Annotated in this window: 18 protein-coding genes and 1 pseudogene; 17 read left to right on the top strand and 2 right to left on the bottom strand. The window is 42.9% G+C overall.

What is annotated here, in order from left to right; translation table 11 throughout:
* Nucleotides 1-295: transposase (locus tag A3I5_RS0105610; protein WP_018373644.1), on the top strand; the 295-nt coding region annotated here is incomplete at its 5' end.
* A 159-nt stretch (nt 296-454) separates the two neighbouring features.
* Here A3I5_RS0105610 and A3I5_RS13060 read toward each other — a convergent pair.
* Nucleotides 455-560: pseudogene (locus tag A3I5_RS13060) on the bottom strand (GNAT family N-acetyltransferase); the annotation flags it as partial.
* A gap of 269 nt (nt 561-829) precedes the next feature.
* On the opposite strand from A3I5_RS13060, the gene A3I5_RS0105595 reads away from it, so the two are divergent.
* Nucleotides 830-1,204 carry a hypothetical protein gene (locus A3I5_RS0105595; protein WP_018373641.1) on the top strand — a complete coding sequence of 125 codons (375 nt, stop codon included), beginning with the start codon at nt 830-832 and terminating at the stop codon, nt 1,202-1,204.
* 284 nt (nt 1,205-1,488) lie between these two features.
* Here A3I5_RS0105595 and A3I5_RS11670 read toward each other — a convergent pair whose 3' ends face one another.
* Complete coding sequence (locus A3I5_RS11670; RefSeq protein WP_018373640.1) at nt 1,489-4,890, bottom strand: S8 family serine peptidase; 3,402 nt, start codon at nt 4,888-4,890, stop codon at nt 1,489-1,491.
* 476 nt (nt 4,891-5,366) lie between these two features.
* On the opposite strand from A3I5_RS11670, the gene A3I5_RS0105585 reads away from it, so the two are divergent.
* The 15 genes from A3I5_RS0105585 to A3I5_RS12600 all read left to right on the top strand — a co-directional run bounded on the left by A3I5_RS0105585 (nt 5,367) and on the right by A3I5_RS12600 (nt 20,976).
* Nucleotides 5,367-6,503, top strand: a complete 1,137-nt coding sequence (locus A3I5_RS0105585) for a trypsin-like serine peptidase (protein ID WP_018373639.1) — start codon at nt 5,367-5,369, stop codon at nt 6,501-6,503.
* 183 nt (nt 6,504-6,686) lie between these two features.
* Entirely contained in the window at nt 6,687-6,896 is a 210-nt protein-coding gene (locus A3I5_RS0105575) for an LPXTG cell wall anchor domain-containing protein (RefSeq protein WP_018373638.1), read from the top strand.
* 1,130 nt (nt 6,897-8,026) lie between these two features.
* Complete coding sequence (locus tag A3I5_RS0105570) at nt 8,027-8,923, top strand: SPFH domain-containing protein (protein ID WP_018373637.1); 897 nt, start codon at nt 8,027-8,029, stop codon at nt 8,921-8,923.
* Between the two features lie 98 nt (nt 8,924-9,021).
* The gene (locus tag A3I5_RS0105565) at nt 9,022-9,231 is read left to right on the top strand and encodes a capsule biosynthesis transcriptional regulator (RefSeq protein WP_018373636.1); all 210 of its coding nucleotides are present in this window, start codon (nt 9,022-9,024) and stop codon (nt 9,229-9,231) included.
* 497 nt (nt 9,232-9,728) lie between these two features.
* Nucleotides 9,729-10,850, top strand: a complete 1,122-nt coding sequence (locus tag A3I5_RS0105560) for a carbohydrate kinase (RefSeq protein WP_018373635.1) — start codon at nt 9,729-9,731, stop codon at nt 10,848-10,850.
* A complete protein-coding gene (locus A3I5_RS0105555; RefSeq protein ID WP_018373634.1) occupies nt 10,840-11,757 on the top strand; it encodes a pseudouridine-5'-phosphate glycosidase in 918 nt (305 codons plus the stop codon). The genes A3I5_RS0105560 and A3I5_RS0105555 overlap by 11 nt, the downstream gene beginning before the upstream one ends.
* Before the next feature lie 362 nt (nt 11,758-12,119).
* On the top strand, nt 12,120-12,974 hold the full coding sequence (locus tag A3I5_RS0105550) for an undecaprenyl-diphosphate phosphatase (protein ID WP_040834618.1): 855 nt from the start codon (nt 12,120-12,122) through the stop codon (nt 12,972-12,974).
* A gap of 381 nt (nt 12,975-13,355) precedes the next feature.
* Nucleotides 13,356-14,093, top strand: a complete 738-nt coding sequence (gene mecA / locus A3I5_RS0105545; protein ID WP_018373632.1) for an adaptor protein MecA — start codon at nt 13,356-13,358, stop codon at nt 14,091-14,093.
* Nucleotides 14,090-15,256 carry a glycosyltransferase family 4 protein gene (locus tag A3I5_RS0105540; RefSeq protein WP_018373631.1) on the top strand — a complete coding sequence of 389 codons (1,167 nt, stop codon included), beginning with the start codon at nt 14,090-14,092 and terminating at the stop codon, nt 15,254-15,256. Before mecA ends, A3I5_RS0105540 begins: the two co-directional genes overlap by 4 nt.
* Before the next feature lie 212 nt (nt 15,257-15,468).
* Entirely contained in the window at nt 15,469-16,239 is a 771-nt protein-coding gene (gene sufC, locus A3I5_RS0105535) for a Fe-S cluster assembly ATPase SufC (protein WP_018373630.1), read from the top strand.
* Between the two features lie 42 nt (nt 16,240-16,281).
* A complete protein-coding gene (gene sufD / locus A3I5_RS0105530; protein WP_018373629.1) occupies nt 16,282-17,544 on the top strand; it encodes a Fe-S cluster assembly protein SufD in 1,263 nt (420 codons plus the stop codon).
* A 3-nt stretch (nt 17,545-17,547) separates the two neighbouring features.
* Nucleotides 17,548-18,783 (top strand): cysteine desulfurase, encoded by a 1,236-nt coding sequence (locus A3I5_RS0105525; protein ID WP_018373628.1) that lies wholly within the window; start codon nt 17,548-17,550, stop codon nt 18,781-18,783.
* Nucleotides 18,767-19,213, top strand: coding sequence for a Fe-S cluster assembly sulfur transfer protein SufU (gene sufU, locus A3I5_RS0105520; protein WP_018373627.1), 447 nt, complete (start codon nt 18,767-18,769; stop codon nt 19,211-19,213). Before A3I5_RS0105525 ends, sufU begins: the two co-directional genes overlap by 17 nt.
* A gap of 25 nt (nt 19,214-19,238) precedes the next feature.
* On the top strand, nt 19,239-20,654 hold the full coding sequence (gene sufB, locus A3I5_RS0105515; protein ID WP_018373626.1) for a Fe-S cluster assembly protein SufB: 1,416 nt from the start codon (nt 19,239-19,241) through the stop codon (nt 20,652-20,654).
* 175 nt (nt 20,655-20,829) lie between these two features.
* Nucleotides 20,830-20,976 carry a hypothetical protein gene (locus tag A3I5_RS12600; RefSeq protein WP_018373625.1) on the top strand — a complete coding sequence of 49 codons (147 nt, stop codon included), beginning with the start codon at nt 20,830-20,832 and terminating at the stop codon, nt 20,974-20,976.
* Nucleotides 20,977-21,007: the final 31 nt, after the last annotated feature.

The raw sequence follows: 21,007 nt of genomic DNA, 5'->3' as shown, positions 1-21,007 counted from the left end.
GATGTATAAAGAGAGTATGACAAGTGACTTCTTTGTCGCTTGGTTTGAGCAACAGTTGATCCCTAGCCTAAGGGAACCTCATCTTGTGATTATGGATAATGCTTCCTTTCATCCCAAATCCAGACTGGATAACATTTGTATTCAACATCATCACTATTTTTTGCCACTACCACCTTATTCCCCTGAACTAAACCCAATTGAACAAACTTGGGCAGTTTTGAAGTACCATATAACAGAGCTGTTAAGAAAACTCTCTAGCATTTCCGAATGTTTTGAATACTATTTTAAAACTTAATGACTATATCATGACGAATATTGCAAATGCCAACCATTTTTGAATCGCTTTCTCGAATGCAAAGAAAGGTTGAGGATGGGGAGCGTCCATTCTGACAGGTGGCGTAGGAAGACTCTTTTTCCAAGTGGATAAGCCAGTCTTCAACGTTCTCTATCTCAGCCAGCCGATTTCCTCCGTATAGATGCTCGTTTGCAAAAGCTACTTTGTAAGCTAAGATTTCATTTTCCCAATCAAGGCTGGGAGTCACTAAGCGTAAAGTTTCCATGGCAAGACCTCCTCAAAATTTTTTCCAGTATAGCATAGTTTAGGAATCCTGTCTATGCTACATTTCTTGTTTTCAATGATTGACTTTCTTGTTGCATTTGTCCTACAAAAAAGAAATCGCTTTCTTGAAATAAAGCTACAAAAGTGCTATAATAAAAATGACAAAACGAATTAACTTTGAAATCTGGCATTTAAAGCGTCTTTACTAGCTAAAGGAGTAGTGGGAGTGGGAAAGAACTCGAACAATCAATAAAGAGAGGAGCTAAACGCATGACTTTTAAAGAATATATCCACAACTGGATCAAATGGTTTTTGTGTAGCTGCTTTTATTGGGGAATCTTTATGCTTGTTTTGAATATCTTGCTTGGAAATAGTTGGAGAGATGTCCCTATCCCTCCAACATTAGTTGCTTTGTCTTTGGCAACCCCGCTTAATTTGGCTGATGGCAGGGGATTTCGCTGGTATAAGCTAGTCATTGCTTCTGTTCTTTTGACACTTCTATGGTTCACCATGTTTGTGTCAAAGATTGTCCTTTATCTACCAGTTTGGTTGCTAGTGCTTTTTGTGGTAACTTCTTTCGTTACTTTGAAATACGTCTACCGCTTCAAAAAAAAAGATTGGTTGCGCTGGTTTACAGGATATTGAGGGACTCGAAAGAATTGCTAGCTTGTGAAAGGTTAGCTTAACCCCATTTTAGTCAGTCGTATTTATTTTGAAAATACGCTAACTCAATTTAAGCGAAGCTATTTGGTAAAACGTTGAGTTTAAAGATTCAATGGCCACTCTCTTAATTAAACATTAAAAACTGCATGAACGCAACGTTGGTAAACGTTGTTTTCATGCAGTTTTATTGGTTTAGGGTTTTGCTTCCCGTTCGAAATAAATCGAGTTCGCGCTGGGCTTAGGAAAAGTCTAGTGGTTAGGTTTTTCTATTGTTTTGAGCGTTTCTTCCAAAAGAAGCAGGTAGAGATAAGCGTGAAGACTCCAATTAGCCACGAATGATTAGAAGTGCTATTGGTTTGAGGAAGGACTTTTTCTGCTTCAGGATTCGTCATTGCCATCGCTTCTTTTTGAACACTTTCTGATGAATCAGGCATTGTATCTCTCGGCTGAGAAGAGGTTTTGTCGCTCTTTTTCGTCATCGTATCCATTTTTGGAAGTGGCTGATGTGGTTTGAAGAGCGGTGGGAGTTGTTTAGACGACTGATCCTGCTCTTGTTCTTTTTTCGGCTCAGTTGAGTGCCCGTTGTCTTGTTGCTTGGGATTCTCTGGCTTCATTTCTTCAGGTTCTTCTTTTGGCATTGGTCGGCTCAACAATTCCTTTAATGGAATGGCACTATAATTTCCAGCCATATCTTCAACCACATAGGTCAATTGATTGATAATTTCTGGCGTCAAGACTTCCATTTCACCTGTTAGAGTGTTTTCAAACTGAGCAGGGAGAATAAATTGTCCCTTGTCATTGCTATCAAAGTAAGTTGCACCAGTCATTGTGCCATTTTCTTCGTCAGCTATTTTATAAGTGTATACAAGTCGCTTACGATAAATCTCCACATTAGATGACTGTTTTTCAGCAGCTAACTCTACCAAACGCTTACTTTCATCAAACTTTGCTGCTGCTGGAAGCTGTGGAGGAGTCACATGAACCTTTATCGTAAAGTCGGTAGACTGCTCTTTTGCCCCTGTGCTAAGTGGTGTGTAGGTAACACGATAAATGTAAGTGCCATTTGGCACAAAGTTACCAGTCGCATCTTTGCCATCCCATTTAGTACTTTCGTAAGTCGTTTCTTTAACACCGACATGTGGTGCAAAGTTCTTACGGATAAACTGCGTTGCATGCTCGCTTTCCCAGATTGGTTTTGACATATCTTTGGCGTCATAAACACTTGCTTTCAAATCTTTGACATTTCGAAGGAACAATCCTTGAAGTGTGATAGCGTCCATATTATCATCACCATTAGGAGAAAGAAGCAGGTAAGGTTTGCCATCTTTAAAGCGGAGCAAACGCACAGTATCATCACTTACTTTTTCATAAGAGCCCAATAGTGCATTGGGAGAAGATTCCGTTGACTCTTCTGCATAACCTCCAGACTTCACATGTTCGACAACAGACCAAGGCGTAAAGGTTGTTTTTAAGCCTGTAAAATCTTCTTCTTTGAGTTCTTTAAAATCATCTACTGGAAACTCATGTGCTGTTTCTTTCGATTGCGGGCGACGGTAAAACGTTTGCCCATCTGTACTTTGATAAATAGACGACTCTAAAGCTGGTAAGTTCGTATAGTCTCCATGAAATCCGATAAATGGAATGGAAAGTAAATCCTGCTGACCACCGACTTCGTGAAAACGAACAAATCCGTCTAAAAAGTAGCCATTTTTCATCTGTTCGAGCAGTTCTTTCGTAAAACGACTGGTGTCAACAGGAATGGAGATGGTTTTCTCACTGTTTGCTTCTATGACAAGCTTTTGCGGTGTTGTGCTCAATAAAGCTCGAGAGGTTAACGTGAAACTACCGTCCTCCACTTTATCTGTCATCACATCTGCTTGATAGGTTAAGGTACGAGCTTGTTGGCTTAGATTTTTTACTTTGACTTTTATCTCAAATTGATCGCTGACATTTTTGAGATGAATTTTAGCTTCATCGTTTTCAGAAGCTAAGTACATGTCTGCGGCTAATGCTTTTCTAGCATCCACTGCGCCAGCGCCTTGTTGACGCGGTGAATAGTAAGCCTTAGTCTCTTCGTTCCAAAGCGGATTGGCTGAGCTTAATAAAATCTTTTTGACAAGATCTAATCTCTGCTCTGGTGAAAGTGATAAATGTGCAAACTTTTTGGCAACATGCTGCTGAAGTAAGGTAACAACGCCTGACAAATGAGGAGCGGCCATACTTGTGCCAGAGACAGTAGCATACTGACCATTTGGCATTGCCGAGTAAATTTCATGTCCTGGCGCTGCTATGTCTGGCTTGATATTGCCTTCTGGTGTCAAGCCCCAGCTTGAAAAAGTATCCATATAGCGCTCAACTAGATCAGTCTTTTTGCTGTATTTTCCAGTAAAGAATAGTTTGCCCTGGAGCATTGCTTTTAAGGCTTGACTGTCTTTAGCATTAGGGACACCCGTCACCATATCTTCCACATAAGGAAGTGCCACTGATGTCTTTTGGTCTGGCTGACTAAGGACTAAGATGCCTGCTGCTCCCTGTCTTTGCGCCAATTGAATTTTTTGCTTTAGCGTCAGATTGCCTTCTTGCTCAACTAAGACGATTTTCCCTTTGACATCTTTTTGCTGATAGTCTGCTTGTTCTCCTTTGGAAAGGTATTCTAACGAGTAAGAAACGTCTTTTTGTAATGGATAGGACAAAGGAACTAAAAGTTCATGTGCTTTGTCTTCTGATTTGACTTCAAGTACAGCACCTATCCGAGGTGTTGCATAAGCAGCTACTGTAAAGACATCATCTGTATTCGCAGGTGTTCCAATTAATCCATAATCAGGATTGGCTGCTAAAGGTTTATAAACTTCCTTTCCAAAAGCGCCATCATTTCCTGCGGCAACCACAATTGCAATGCCTTGTTTTCTTGCTTTTTGTAGGATTTCCAAGGTGCTACTATCTAGCTGTGAAATAGCCTCTGCTGAACTACCCAAACTGATATTGATGACATTGGCTCCCATAGCCATCGCATCTTGAATTTCTCGCACAAAAGATTGTTTCGGGTCTTTTCCGACTTTTAGAAACATCACTTGGGCTTGTGGAGCAATCCCTTGCAATAAATAAGAGCCAGCACTTGCCTGTTTCGAGTTTCCCGCTAAAATTCCTGTGACATGAGTACCGTGTAGCATAGAAGGCGCATCGCTTCCTGAGTAGTCATGGTAAAAGACGACTTTATCATTTACCCACTGACCTCGAGTGACGCCGTGTTCTGCTTTTTGCTTTTCCATGGCTTCTTTATTTTGGAATCGCGCATCTTCTGTTGTGTCCAACTGAAGCATTTCATGCTTGCCGTCCAACTCTGTATCAATAACGGCAACTAAAGTTCCTTTGCCATCATAGCCAGCTTCCCACATAGATTTCACATGAGAAGGGTCTACCTCATCCACAATGGAAATCGCTTTTTCTGTGACGACTTCGTTTTCAGATGGTGAGCTAGTGGGTTCTTCCGCTTCGGGTTTGTCACTGGTGACAGGAGTATTTTCATTCGTTACTTCTGTTGTTTGCTGGTCTTGTTGCAAGACAAGTGTTGCTTGCTCTGGCATCGTTTCTTGTGAAACGTTATCGACTTGCTCTTGTGCTAATACTTGCGGAGCATGCAGCAAAGCCATACCAGCAATTAAAGACATCAATCGTTTTTTATTTGAACAAGAGTTGTTCTCCATTTTTAGGTATTCCTCCAAAATAATGTATCTTCCTAAGCATACAATACTCTATAGGATTTCACAATAGCCATGGTCTACTTTTTCTGTAAAAAATAGAGTGAGAAAACAAGCCAACAAAAATCTGTTCTTGCGATGTTTAAGAGTGTATTTTGATATTTGCTAGGAAATTGTATTGATAAAGGTTTTGCTTGAAGGTGGTTGTGCTCTGCGACCGAACTTTCTACGTCTACTTTTTTTGTAAATTTTTCTGGAAAATATTGATAAGTTTTTGTTATTAAGTTATATTAAAACAAAGATTAACTTATATTAATTTTTAAAGCTAGCTCAAAAATGAATTTAGGAATCTTGTTTATTTATTTCAGAAAATAGCTGTTTGCTATTGGTTTTTTGTGTAAAGCCTGTCTTTGCATGAAAAGTTAGAAAGGATACGATAAAATCAAATGAGAAAAAATACTATTAGGGTTACAGCGACTGTGGCGACCGTATTGTCTGCGCTAATGCTATCACATCAAGTCTTGGCAGCTGAGAAGGTGGATTTTCCACTCTTTACAGGAGAGAGCTTGCATGCACAAAATCAAGCAGAGAGTGAGACGGCGCGTCCAGAGGTTCAGGAGAATCCAGAAGAGGCCAAAGATGGAGAGCAAGACGGTGCCGTTTCTTCCGGTGAGAGCAAGCCCTCTGTCGAAACAGAAAGCGCTACAACTAGACCTTACGCACCGCACAAACCTTATGAAGAAGTCGATCATGAGGCTATCAAAAAAGAAGAACTACAAAGATTAAAGGAAAATCCAATAGGAGAGGGCGATCCGACAACAAGGACAGAGAACACTCATCTAGCACCGTATCGTTCCTTGGTCCGAGTAAGTGCTTATTTTGAGAACTATTTTGATGTAAACGAGAAGTCCAAGTGGTCCAATGGTAGCGGAACGGTTATTGGACGCGATACAGTGCTGACAGCGGCACATTGCGTGGAAGATGATTATCGGAAATTGGCAACCAAAGGGCATATCACAGTTGGCTTTAAAAACGAAAAGGGAGAGTTCGATACTTTTGAAATTGAGGAGTTTATCCCACATAAAATCTGGTATGGTCGGTATGGAGCTTTTAAGTATGATGTTGCCATTTTAAAAATTAAGCCTAATAGTAAAGGACAGCACATCGGAGATGTTTTAGGAGTAGTCCCAGTCCGTCAAACGCATGAATCAAGAGTTGGCGAAAAGGTGCATTTATCAGGCTATCCTTCAGAAATTGTAAATGCAGTTGGCATGTCTCAATGGGGAGCTTCTGGAACCATTACGAAAGAAGACGCTTATACCTACACAGCAGACATCTTTACACACGGTGGGCAATCAGGTAGTGCTTTATTAAATGAGAAAAATGAATTGATCGGCACGCTATCTACTGGAGGTCCTGATGAATCCAATTTCATCAAAATGCGTCCAGGTATTATGGAGTGGCTTATCGAAAATGAAGCAATTCCTGGATCAGAACGCAACGAAGATGATGAAGATGAGGATGCAGACAACGTAGAGGACAAGGTGGAAGATGTCGAAAAGGATACCCAAAAAGACGCCTAAAAACCGATTCTACCAAACACTGATCAAAAAGAAACACCGCCTTCAAAAGAGAAAGAACAAAAAGAAGAGTCTAAAAAGACAGATCCTGCTGTTAATAAAGATGAAACAAAGAAAAAGGATAACCCGACGTCAAGTGTGACGGCAACAGTCATTCCGAAGCATTCCGAAGCTCCAAAGGAAAAGATGGAAAAAGGAGACGGAGTAGCAAAAGAAAAAGAAGCGCTAGATGAAAAACCAAGCGCCGAAATGCCAGAAAAAGGAATGATAAAATCAGCAAAAGCTGTTAAAGCATTACCAGCCACTGGTGACTCCACTGGTCATGCCTTGTATAGCATGTTTGGTCTTGTTTTAGCAGGAGTGACTTTAGGACGGTTCAAACGTCGCAGTCGTTAAAGAGCCCTATTTTAGCTAATCACTTGTTAGAAGGTGGTTAGCTTTTTTCGTGCAGTGGGGGGGAGAACTTAAGCAACCAAAAAGAGTTCGTTTTCCCACCCTGCACAGTTACAGTGGCAACACTGGTTCAAACCAAAAAGAATCTTCGTCTTGCCCTTTCTAGCATTAAACTCTAATCGCAGTAGCTGATTGGCTTCTCATTCACCTCCTTCGTAGGTTTTGACAAGCCTAATCAGCCTTGCGGGGGTGGGACGATAAAATTGAAGCCTTTGGCTTACCAATTTTTGTCCCACTCCCAGATGTTCCACCTATGCGATAGCTGTCCAAGAGTTGCGCACTACAAGATACAAAGGCCGTTAAGAAAAGCGTAGAAAAATGAGAAAATTGACGAAGAGTCTATTTGACTCTAGGAAATTTTAGAATTTTATCTAGCTTTTTAGGCCGTGTTCAGTTAGTAAGCAAACGATTAGAGCCCACTCAGCAGTGGCTCATTGGCACTAAAGCACCTAATGATCTGTGCAGGGTAAGACTAGGTTGGCATAGCCAACGAGCTTTACTCCCAACCACTGCGCTGAGATGTTTACGCAAACGATGAGAGGGAGGATAGACTTTGGACCCAGCCTCAACCAATGAGGCTGGGTCCAAAGTAGCTGACTTGTTTAAAGTGATATACCATAATTGACTTGTTCTAATACTCAGAACCTGTATTCATAACTATTGATTGTTAGTATTTTTGGGCTTAGCCCAAGTCTGCTTCCGCTATTTTTAATACTCCAAGAAAAACATCTCGTACCAACCATTGTCAGACTGCTTCGGAGTTTAATGTCCAATATCTATTTGTTGTTGATATAATGATAGGTACTCTCTGTGATTAGCACGACTTAATTTTAGAAGTAATATGAGATAGAGCAGTTCGACACAGTGATTGGTTTTCTTCATATACCTAGTGTGATTCCCACAAGGTCAGTCTTGACAAGCATTTGTCCCAATGGTATAATACAGATGAAAAACATTAACTAATTGAACTTGAGCTAAGTGCTCAGTAAAATATGTGAGTCCAAAGGCTTATCGCTCACTCCCTTATTTTCCAATGCATAACGCTCGCGTATCTTAACTAAGGAGGTAGATTGATGTTCGGATTTGTAAGTTTAATAGTTGTTATGGTACTTCTTTTTTTGCTAGTTGCTATTCTGGCAACAGGTATTTATGTGGTTAAGCAGCAGACGGTTGCAATTGTTGAGCGTTTCGGGAAATATCAGCGCACGGCTACAGCTGGTATTCAGTTTAAGCTTCCCTTTGGCATTGACCGTATCGCAGCGCGCATTCAGCTGCGGGTTTTGCAAAGTGAGATTGTCGTTGAGACAAAAACACAGGACAATGTGTTCGTTACCCTTAATATTGCGACTCAATACCAGGTCAATGAGTCCAATGTCACAGATGCTTACTACAAACTGATGCGTCCAGAAGCTCAGATTAAGTCTTATATCGAAGATGCCCTTCGGTCGTCTGTTCCTAAATTGACCTTGGATGAGCTCTTTGAGAAAAAAGACGAGATTGCCCTTGAAGTTCAACGCCAAGTGGCTGAAGAGATGTCAACCTATGGTTACATTATTGTAAAAACTTTGATTACTCGCGTTGAGCCAGACGCTGAGGTAAAACAATCAATGAACGAGATCAACGCTGCACAGCGCAAACGTGTAGCTGCTCAGGAGTTGGCCAATGCTGATAAGATCAAAATCGTCACAGCTGCGGAAGCAGAAGCTGAAAAAGATCGCTTGCATGGTGTTGGTATCGCCCAACAACGTAAAGCCATTGTGGACGGTTTGGCAGATTCTATTCAGGAGCTTAAGGATTCCAATGTTAGCTTGACAGAAGAGCAGATCATGTCTATTCTTTTGACTAACCAGTATCTGGATACGCTCAATACCTTTGCTAACGAAGGCCATCAAACCCTGTTCTTACCAAATTCACCGAATGCTATGGATGACATTCGTTCTCAAATTCTCTCTGCTTTGAAAGTAAAATGATCATTTGGTATATACCGAAATGATAAAATGTTTGATTTATTAAACAGGGTGTGCTATAATCAGAATCTAAAAAGTTTAATTAGAAGGAGGAATATGACATGACGAACTACGAAAAAGTAGAAGCCGTTATCAATTGGGTCCGTGAGAAGAAATTGACTGGTTATCGTATCAGCAAGGAAACAAACGCCCGTGAAATGTCGATTATTGCTCTTGCTCAAGGCCGTGCAAAAATTGATAATATTGCATTTGCAACAGCACTTGGGTTGATTGATTTTTATGATAAGAATCATGAAAAATATGAAAATTAATCTTTAGGATGTAAAAGTCTGAGACGTGTCTCAGGCTTTTTTTATCTTAAAAGAGCGGGTAAAGAATTAGCGGAGGAGCTGGCGAGGTGCAAAACCTACTTACGCTTAGAGGCAGAAGGCAGCTATAACGCTACATATTTCGGAAATATGAAATCAAAAAGGTTGAAATAGATTATCAGAAGACAGCTAAAAGATTGATGAGGCAATCAGCTCCTGCAACTAGGTTCTGAGGGTTACAAGATTCAAGTGATTCTTGTTTGAGTCCGCTGAAAAAACCAACACTATCAAAAATGTGAGCGGATACTGTTTAAAAAGTAGAAAATAATTATAAAAAGGAACATCCTGTGTTTCAAAGAAATTATTATCGTTCACTTTTTGTTAGATTTTGCTTTTCCTTTATGAACTTAGGGTACGTTTTTTTCTTGCTAATTTTGAGGAAAAGGGTTACAATAACTTTGTAAACAAAAATCATTTTTTAAACAATTGTCTAATAGGAGGTGGTTTTTATTCTCAATGAGAAAGAACAGGCTGTGTTAGAAATTATCCGCCAGCATCCGTTTTATTCTCAGCAGGAGATTGCGAGCGAGATAGGGATGTCACGCTCTGCGGTGGCCAATATGGTTTCGGATTTGATTCGCCGAAATTACTTGCTAGGGCGGGCCTATGTTATCAATGATGAAGCGCCTGTCGTTTGTATCGGTGGGATGAACGTTGACCGTAAATTTTACGCTCAGCAGGAGTTGATCTTAAAAACATCGAATCCTGTCAGTAGCACCGTGTCGATAGGTGGTGTTGGACGAAATATCGCTGAGAATCTCGGTCGTCTTGGTGAGAATGTCCTCATGCTCTCCCGTGCGGGCGATGATCAGGACTGGGAATTGATCAAGGCTACCTCGCAGTCTTATATGAACCTTCGTCAGGTCGAAGTGGTGCCTGATCAGGCAACTAGCTCTTACACGGCGGTTATTAATGTTGATGGCGAGATGAGCCTGGCACTTGCCAATATGGCCATCTGTGACACGATGACAGTTTCCTGGTTGGAGCAATATGAAACGCTACTCAGTCGTAGCAAAGCTCTGGTTGTAGATCTCAACCTACCACAGGAAAGTTTGGCTTACCTGATCAACCTTGCACGTGAACGGGACTTGGCTTTGGCCATCATTCCTGTTTCTGCACCAAAAATGATCCATCTACCGAAGAATTTGGACGGTGTTGAGTGGCTCATTGTCAATCAGGATGAGAGCGAAGCTTTCTTTGATAAGCCTATCGGGTCTGGAGGAGATCTGGAAGATTTGGCCCAACTCTGGCTTGCTACTGGCGTCAAGCAGGTCTTGATTACCCGCGGTGCTGAGCCGATGCTTTACGCTAACCAAGCTGGGCAGCGCAGCCAATCGCTTCCTAAGAAAGTCCATCAGATGGTGGATGCCACAGGAGCTGGCGACTCTCTCTCAGCAGGTGTACTCTTTGGTTGGCTTAATGATTATAGCGCAGCAGCAGCTCTAGAATTTGGCTTGACCAATGCGTATCATACCATTCAATCGCTAGACACGGTCAGAAAAAATCTGTCCCGTCACTCATTTTTACAAGAAAGAAAGGAACTTTTCCCTCATGAATCTTAATGCTTACTTAGAATTTTCACCTGAAGTTGCAGAAGCTAAAGCCTCTGGCAAACCCATTGTGGCTTTGGAGTCGACCATCATTTCTCACGGCATGCCTTATCCGCAAAATGTGGAGATGGCTAAAACCGTTGAGCAGATTATCCGTGACAATGGTGCGGTTCCTGCAACCATTGCCATCATGGACGGCAAATACAAAATTGGCCTATCTGAGGCTGACCTAGAACGCTTAGCAACCGAGGACAATGTGGCAAAAGTGTCTCGTCGAGATTTGGCTGAAGTTATCGCAACTAAGCGTATCGGTGCAACCACTGTCGCAACAACGATGATTGGCGCCGCCTTTGCTGGTATCAAGTTCTTCGTGACAGGTGGTATCGGTGGGGTACACCGTGGCTTTGAAGAGACCATGGATGTGTCTGCTGACTTAGAAGAGTTGGCACAAACACCAGTGACTGTCATCTGTGCAGGTGCTAAGTCTATCCTTGACTTACCAAGGACGCTGGAATACTTGGAAACCAAGGGCGTGCCGGTGATTGGCTACAAGACTGATGTTCTCCCAGCTTTCTACACAGGCACTAGTCCCTACAAGCTCAATGGCTCTGCGGATTCGGTAGACACCATTGCCTCTATTGTCAAAACCAGCACGGACTTGGGGCTTGATGGTGGTGTTCTTGTGGTGAACCCAATTCCAAAAGAGCATGAGCTGGACGCAGCTTATATTGATGGGATTATTGAGACAGCAGTTGCTGAGGCTGAAGACAAGGGCATCGTTGGAAAAGACATTACGCCGTTCTTGCTGGGCAAAATCGTTGAATTGACTGATGGTAAGAGTTTGAAGGCTAACATTGAATTGGTCTACAACAATGCCAAAGTAGGTGCTCAGATCGCCAGCAGTTACAACGGTCTGTAATTTGAGTTACTAGTTTGTTTTTCAGACTTGTCCCAAAAAGTATTGACTTCTTCAAACATAGCGTTATCGAATGAATGAGGTGTGGTGATTGGGAGATTAACAAATGCTAATAGGGTTCTCATGCATCATTTTTCAGCTTACTCAACTGTTTGAGGACGACAAAAAAGATTGAGACAAAAGATTATTGTCTAGAACTTCTTTGCTATCTATGTCTATTTCTGAATGCATCATATCTAAAAGCGAACAAAGTAGGGTTTCAGAGGATTGAAATGCTATCTTTGTTCGTTTTGTTTTTTAGGCAAGACTTCATCCCGCAGTCTTTTTGCTTTTCGGGCAGATTCTGCTATAATAGGACTGTATAGATAAAGGGAGGAAATCTTGTGATTTTAGAGATTATAAAAGCTATTTTATATGGTATCGTTGAGGGGATAACCGAGTGGCTACCGATTTCATCAACGGGACATTTGATTCTTTTAGAAGAATGGGTGAAATTTCAATCTGCCACGCCTGAGTTTATGGAGATGTTCAATGTGGTCATCCAGTTGGGTGCTATTTTAGCGGTTATGGTCATTTATTTTGACCGTCTCAATCCTTTTAAAAGGGGAAAAACGGCTAACCAAGTACGGCTCACTTGGCAGCTTTGGGTCAAGGTTGTTATTGCCTGTTTGCCTGCTGTTGTGATTGGCTTGCCTTTAGATGATTGGTTGGATGCCAATTTTCATAACCTGCCTGTCGTGGCAACCATGTTGATTGTCTACGGTGTGATTTTCATCTGGCTGGAGCGTTACCGCAGGGTAGAGCCTGAAGTGACCAGTCTTGCTAAAATGTCTTATAAAACAGCCTTGATGATTGGTTTTTTCCAAGTTTTAGCCTTGATTCCAGGGACCAGTCGCTCTGGGGCGACTATTATCGGTGGGATGCTAAATGGCACTAGCAGAACCGTAGCGACAGAATTTACCTTTTATCTTGGGATTCCAGTCATGTTTGGGGCTAGTCTTCTTAAGGTCGTCAAGCTCTTAGCCTCTGGCGTGACGATTACAGCTACACAAGTCATGGTGCTTTTGGTGGCCATGGTGGTTGCCTTTGCCATCTCTATGCTGGCCATTCGCTTCTTGACAGATTATGTCAAGAAAAATGATTTTACTATTTTTGGGAAATACCGAATTGTACTTGGGATTGTGCTTTTAGGTTATGCTGTTGTTAAATGGATTTTATAGTGACGATCAGGAACTGGGATCACGTTCAGACCTGCTCATCTTGTTTCGTCAAACTTATCAGTCACTGCTGATTGGCGCTTATTAAGTTTCAAAAATGACCTTATCAACTGTGTGGGGTGGGAAGACGAACTCTGTCTTAGTTGATCAGAGTTGTTCCCATCCCTTTTTTCATTGAAAAAATAGGAAATTTTGGGTATAATATTAGGACATGTTAAAGCCTGCTCAAATAATGTGAATACTCTTTGAACATCAAGAGAAAACATCGTCAACTCGTCTAGATAACCTTCAGTTTTATCTGCAACTTTGTTTTCTTGTCTGTTTTTCTTTGAGTATCAGAGACTGTTTTGAAATGAGATGGCTAAAGTTGGATTGAGGTAGCCTATGGAAGTTAAGCAAATTAGTGAATCAACCTTGAAAATCACGATAAAATTAGACGATTTAGAAGCACGAGGAATGGAATTGTCTGATTTTCTGATTCCTCAGGAGAAAACGGAAGAATTTTTCTACAGTATTTTGGATGAATTAGAGATGCCTGAGCATTTTTTACATTCTGGAATGCTGTCTTTTCGGGTGACACCGAAACCGGATAAACTCGATATTTTTGTGACCAAGTCAGACATTGATCAGGAACTGGACTTTCAAGATTTGGCTGAGATGGCCAACGTTGAGGATATTTCCCATCTGTCGCCTGATGATTTTTTTAGCACCTTAGAAAAAACGCTGAAGAGCAAGAGTTCTGCAGATAGCAAGGCGGTCGCAGCTCTAGAGCTTTTGGAAAGCCAGATGGCGCAAGAAGAGCAAGCAGTAGAAGATGAAGAGATGAGCCGCTATGTCTATTTCACCCTGCGGTTTAAGGATTTGTCAGAGGCTATTGGTTTTGCTAAGAGTGTGGATTACCCAGTGGACACATCAGAATTGTATAAGTACAACGGTGCCTACTATATGACCATTTTGCTGGACTTTTTGAACGAGACACCTCGTTATGCTAGTTTTATGCATGCGCGAATTATGGAGCATGCAGAGGACACTGGTGTGACACGTCCCTACCTGCAGGAACATGGCTATGTCATGTTACAGGTTGATGCTATTGAGCGTCTCAAGAAGGTGGAACTCGTATGATTCCTTTTGCCTTGCAGTATGTGTTGGTCTTTATTGGGACCTTTATGATAGCTGTACTTTTGACACCTTTGGTGAAGTTGTTTGCTGTCAAAATCGGTGCAGTGGATCAGCCTAATGCTAGACGGATCAATACAGTGCCCATGCCGAGCGCGGGCGGTCTTGCGATTATCATTGCATTTTCTCTAGCGGTACTTGTTTTTTTGCCGATGATTGTTAAGGTCAGTGATGTTCATGGGCGTAGCTTTATGGACTATGCTTGGCCGGTTGTTCTTAGTAGCTGGGTGGTCGGTATCACTGGGTTGATTGATGATGTCGTCGAATTGTCTGCTAAGTGGAAGTTGCTGGGACAATTGATTGCAGCGGTCATGGTTTATACCATGACAGATTTCCATTTTGATAAGTTTAAGATTCCTTTTGGTGGACCCTTTATCGAGTTTAATCCTGTTGTCACCTTTTTTGTGACGGTGTTGTGGATTGTTGCTATTATGAATGCGGTCAATCTTATGGATGGTCTGGATGGTCTGGTTTCGGGAGTGTCCATTATTTCCTTGATTACCATGGGAATTGTGTCTTATTTCTTTCTATTTGATAGCAACCTTTTTCTGACCCTGATGATTTTCATTCTGGTTGCTGCTATTTTAGGCTTTCTTCCCTATAATTACAATCCTGCTATCATTTATATTGGAGATACAGGAGCGCTTTTTATTGGTTTTTTGATTGCTGTTTTTTCCCTTCAAGGGCTGAAAAATTCGACAGCCGTTGCAGTGGTGACACCAATGATTATTTTAGGTGTGCCGATTACGGATACGGTCATGGCTATTATTCGTAGGACCTTGTCGAACCAAAAGTTTTATGAACCAGATAAGATGCACCTTCACCACCGATTGCTGTCTTTAGGACTGACTCACCGTGGAACAGTGCTTATGATTTATGCGATTTCCTTTATTTTTTCAAGTATTTCACTTCTCTTTAATATCTCTAGTCGATTGGGAGGGATTTTACTAGTCATTGCCCTAATCTTTGGGATTTGGCTATTGGCAGAGTTGATTGGAATTCTAGGGGAAAATCGGACGCCGATTCTGAATTTGTTGCGTTTTATTGGCAATAGTGGGTATCGTCAAGAAGTTTTGGATAAGCATAGGCAGAAGTGTCGCCGCAAATGAGGGCCAGTATTCACAGTTTAGCAGGTTCATGCAAGGCTAGTCTTTCGCTACTATCGTTAATTTTTTCAAAAATGGCTGAATTAGCGAAGAACGATCTCCTGAGTCAAAGCGTCTTGCTTGGTGAATACGGGTTCTAAAACAAATCAAAAGCCTAACGAGGCTTTTTTTGCTATAATGATAGAGAATGTTTTGCACAAGGAAAGGAGAAGCAGATGTCCGTTTTAGAAATCAAGAACCTGCATGTTTCTATCGAAGATAAGGAAATTTTAAAAGGGGTGAACTTGACCCTAAAGACAGGGGAGATCGCAGCCATCATGGGTCCTAACGGAACAGGGAAGTCCACGCTTTCGGCCGCGATTATGGGTAATCCCAATTACGAAGTGACTGAGGGAGAAGTCCTTTTTGATGGGATTAATGTCTTGGAGCTTGAAGTTGATGAGCGTGCCCGTATGGGACTTTTCTTGGCGATGCAATACCCTTCTGAAATTCCTGGCATTACCAATGCTGAGTTCTTGCGTGCAGCTATGAATGCTGGCAAAGAAGATGACGAGAAAATCTCTGTCAGGGACTTCATCAAAAAATTGGATGCCAATATGGAACTTCTCAACATGAAAGAAGAAATGGCAGAGCGTTACCTCAATGAAGGTTTTTCAGGTGGTGAAAAAAAACGCAATGAGATCTTGCAACTCCTCATGCTGGAGCCGACCTTTGCTCTGCTTGATGAGATTGACTCTGGGCTTGATATTGATGCTCTCAAGGTGGTGTCAAAAGGCATCAATGCTATGCGGGGAGAAGGTTTTGGTGCCATGATTATCACTCACTATCAACGTCTCCTTAACTACATCACACCTGACGTGGTTCATATCATGATGGAAGGGCGCGTGGTTCTCTCTGGTGGTCCTGAGCTGGCTCTTCGCTTGGAAAAAGAAGGTTACGCTAACATTGCAGATGAGTTGGGACTTCACTACGAAGAAGAAGTGTAAACCATCCCGATGGAGAAGAGATCGTCAAGTAGAGGAGTCCTAATGACAAGAGAAAACATCGAAAACTTTTCAGCGGCGCATGCTGAGCCAGACTGGCTCTTACAATTGCGCTTGGCTGCTTTTGACAAATTAGATAGCCTCCCCCTTCCTGTCATTGAACGGGTCAAGTTTCATCGCTGGAATCTGGGGGACGGGACCTTGGCAGAAAGTGAAGCCATCGGTACGGTGCCAGATTTTACAGCCTTGGGTGACAATCCTAAGTTGGTTCAAGTTGGTACTCAGACTATTTTGGAGCAATTGCCAGCAGAGCTTATGGCGGCAGGAGTTATCTTTACAGACTTTTACACGGCCTTAGAGGAAATTCCTGAGATCATCGTGCAATATTTTTCTAAGGCCATCAAGTATGATGAGGACAAACTGGCAGCTTATAACAATGCTTACTTTAACTCAGCAGCTGTGCTTTATGTGCCAGACAATGTCGAGATTGAGGCACCGATTGAAGGGCTTTTTTATCAAGATGGGTCAAGTGCTGTCCCTTTTAACAAACGTGTGCTCATCATTGCCGGAAAAAATAGCAAATTTACCTACCTAGAGCGTTTTGAAACCATCAATCCATCGGATACCAAGGTGTCTGCCAATATTGCCGTGGAAGTGATCGCCCAAGAAGGGAGTCAAATCAAGTTTGCAGCCATTGACCGTTTGGGTGAGCAGGTGACGACCTACATGAGCCGTCGTGGTCATCTCATGGACGATGCGCATATTGACTGGGCTCTTGGCGTTATGAATGAAGGAAATGTCATCGCAGACTTTGACAGCGACCTTGTCGGACGTGGCAGTCACGCAGCCCTAAAAGCAGTCGCTATTTCCTCAGGCCGTCAGGTGCAGGGAATTGACACGAGGGTGACTAACTATGCCAGCCATTCTGTTGGCCATATCCTGCAACACGGGGTTATCCTGGAGCGAGGAACTTTGACTTTTAATGGTATTGGTCACATCATTCGTGGTGCTAAAGGGGCTGATGCTCAGCAGGAAAGCCGAGTGTTGATGCTGTCTGATCAGGCGCGCTCAGACGCCAATCCGATCCTGTTGATTGACGAGAATGAAGTCACTGCAGGTCATGCAGCCTCTATCGGTCAGGTTGATCCTGAGGATATGTACTACTTGATGAGTCGCGGTCTTGACCAGTCCACTGCTGAGCGCCTAGTCGTTCGTGGTTTTCTAGGGGCTGTGATCACGGAAATCCCAGTCAAAGCTGTTCGCGACGAGATGATTCAAGTCCTAGAAGAAAAATTACAGAAGAGATAGACTATGCCATTTGATCCACAAGCCATTCGGCACGATTTTCCCATATTAGACCAGTTGGTCAATGATGAGCCGCTGGTTTATTTGGACAATGGAGCAACTACCCAAAAGCCACAAGCTGTTCTAGACGAGTTGCTTCGCTATTATCAAACGGACAATGCCAATGTCCACCGCGGGGTGCATACCCTAGCAGAGCGGGCGACCCAGTCCTACGAAGCAGCACGAGAAAAGGTTCGTGCTTTCATTCAGGCGAAGTCAACCAAGGAAGTCCTTTTTACCAGAGGAACGACGACCAGCCTCAATTGGGTGGCGCAACATGCTAGAACCTTTTTACAGCCAGATGATGAGGTCTTGATTTCCATTATGGAACATCACGCCAATCTGATTCCTTGGCAGCAGGCTTGTCAGGCAACGGGTGCCAAGTTACGCTATGTTTACCTGACAGCAGATGGTCAGCTGGATGTGGCAGATTTTAAGACCAAGCTGACTGCTAAAACTAAAATCATCTCCCTGACGCATGTATCTAATGTCCTTGGCAGCATCAATCCGATCAAAGAAATCACAGCTTTGGCCCACGAAGTCGGTGCTTTGATGGTTCTAGATGCCGCTCAGTCAATTCCTCACATGCCGATTGATGTTCAGGAATTAGACGTTGATTTCATGGCTTTTTCAGGCCATAAAATGTATGGGCCAACAGGAATCGGAATTCTCTACGGTAAGGCAGCTCTGCTTGATGAGATGGATCCTGTGGAATTTGGCGGCGAAATGATTGACTTTGTCAGCAGACAGGAAGCCTCGTGGAAGGAGTTGCCGTGGAAGTTTGAAGCAGGTACGCCCAATATGGCTGCTGCCATAGGTCTGGGAGCAGGTATTGATTATCTCACTCAGCTGGGTGTCAATCAGATAGCTGCCCACGAGCAGGCCTTGATGGCTTATACGTTACCTAAGTTAGCTGCTGTTGAAGGGGTGACCATCTATGGCCCTCAGAATCCGGCAGAGCGAGCGGGAGTGATTGCCTTTAATCTGGACGGTCTCCATCCCCACGATGTGGCTACGGCTCTAGACTACGAAGGAGTAGCAGTGCGAGCAGGCCATCACTGTGCCCAGCCCCTGCTCCAGTATCTAGACATTCCCTCGACCGTGCGTGCCAGCTTTGGGCTTTACAATACGGTGGCTGACTGTGACAAATTCATTGAAGCGATCCTCAAGACAAAGGAGTATTTCCATGGCAGCACTTTCTAAATTAGATAGCCTTTATATGGCTGTGGTTACGGAGCACTCCAAGTCACCCCATCACAGAGGACGACTGGAAGGCGTTGAAGCTTTAGAACTTCATAATCCTACCTGTGGAGATGTGCTGCAATTGTCAGTCAAACTAGAAGAAGACCGCATTGCAGAGATAGCCTTTGATGGGCACGGTTGTAGTATTTCCACTGCATCAGCCTCCATGATGACCGACAGTGTTTTGGGCAAAACGATTCCAGAAGTACTTGAGCTTGCGGAGGTCTTTTCCCAAATGGTTCAAGGCCAAGAAGATGAGCGACAAAAGAATCTAGGAGACGCGGCTCTTCTAGCAGGTGTTGCCAAGTTTCCCCAGCGGATTAAATGTGCGACGCTGTCTTGGAATGCCCTTAAAAAGGCATTGGAACGCGACAGTAAGGCAGTGCTTTAGAAGAATGAAATGAGAAAGGACGCTTATGTCTGAAAACGAAAAAGTAGAACCAAGACCGATTGATCTCGGTGAATACAAATACGGCTTTCACGATGATGTTGAGCCAATAGCCTCGACCGGTAAGGGTCTGTCTGAGGCCGTTATCCGTGAGCTATCAGCGATCAAGGGCGAGCCTGAGTGGATGCTTGATTTTCGCCTTAAGTCTTATGAAACATTCAAGAAAATGGACTTGGAAACTTGGGGAGCAGACCTCTCCCAAATTGACTTTGATGAGATCATCTATTACCAAAAACCGTCTGATAAACCAGCCCGGTCTTGGGATGATGTGCCTGAGAAAATCAAAGAAACTTTCGAGCGAATTGGGATTCCAGAAGCAGAGCGTGCTTACCTAGCTGGTGCGTCAGCCCAGTACGAGTCAGAAGTGGTTTACCATAACATGAAAGAAGAGTTTGAAAAGCTCGGCATCATTTTCACCGATACAGACTCAGCCTTGCGTGAATACCCAGACCTCTTCAAACAGTATTTTGCTAAGCTAGTGCCGCCAACGGATAACAAACTGGCTGCTCTCAACTCAGCGGTGTGGTCAGGTGGAACATTCATCTATGTGCCAAAAGGGGTCAAGTGTGAGATTCCTTTGCAGACTTATTTCCGCATTAATAATGAGGGGACAGGACAGTTCGAGCGAACCCTTATCATTGTTGATGAGGGAGCCAGTGTTCACTATGTTGAAGGTTGCACAGCGCCAACTTATTCGACAGCCAGTCTTCATGCAGCCATTGTTGAAATATTTGCCTTGGACGGAGCTTATATGCGCTACACGACGATTCAAAATTGGTCGGACAATGTCTATAACCTTGTAACCAAGCGTGCCAAGGCTATGAAAGATGCGACTGTAGAGTGGATTGACGGGAACTTGGGTGCCAAGACCACCATGAAATACCCATCTGTTTATCTAGAAGAACCAGGTGCGCGTGGCACCATGTTGTCAATTGCTTTTGCCAATACCGGCCAAGCTCAGGACACGGGAGCAAAAATGATTCACAATGCGCCGCATACCAGCTCATCAATTGTCTCCAAATCGATTGCCAAGGGTGGTGGATCCGTTAACTACCGTGGGCAGGTCACCTTTAACCGCAATTCCCAAAAATCGGTCAGCCACATTGAGTGTGATACCATTCTCATGGACGACATTTCTAAGTCGGACACCATTCCATTTAATGAAATCCACAACTCACAAGTAGCGTTAGAACACGAAGCTAAGGTTTCTAAGATTTCTGAAGAGCAACTCTATTACCTCATGAGCCGCGGACTTTCAGAAAGTGAAGCCACCGAAATGATCGTCATGGGCTTTGTCGAACCCTTCACCAAAGAACTTCCGATGGAATATGCCGTCGAGCTCAATCGCTTAATTGCTTATGAAATGGAAGGTTCTGTTGGCTGATATGGCTACTTGCTCTCTAAAACAGCATGGAAGTTATATGATGACAGCACAACAACTAATCGTCACAAGCGGTTGGTTGTTTTTTGAAATCGAAAACAGAAAAACAATCATCTGCTTCGGAAAATGACTGTCAAATGGCGCTGTTCTAGCCTTTGAAATTGATAGAGGAGTAAAGATGTCAAGAAAGACATTTTACACTATTGCTATTTTTTTGAAACTCAATTATCTTGTTTTGCTAACGATTCTTCCGATTCCACCAAATGTACAGAAAGGGCAGACTATCTCTTCTGTTACCAAATCGTCAGAAAAATACATGTTTTAAGAATATTAGCATAATATCCTTGAAAAAAAGG

The sequence above is a fragment of the Streptococcus merionis DSM 19192 genome (assembly GCF_000380085.1).
Classification (GTDB): domain Bacteria; phylum Bacillota; class Bacilli; order Lactobacillales; family Streptococcaceae; genus Streptococcus; species Streptococcus merionis.
This window is presented reverse-complemented; position numbering and strand designations above follow the sequence as displayed.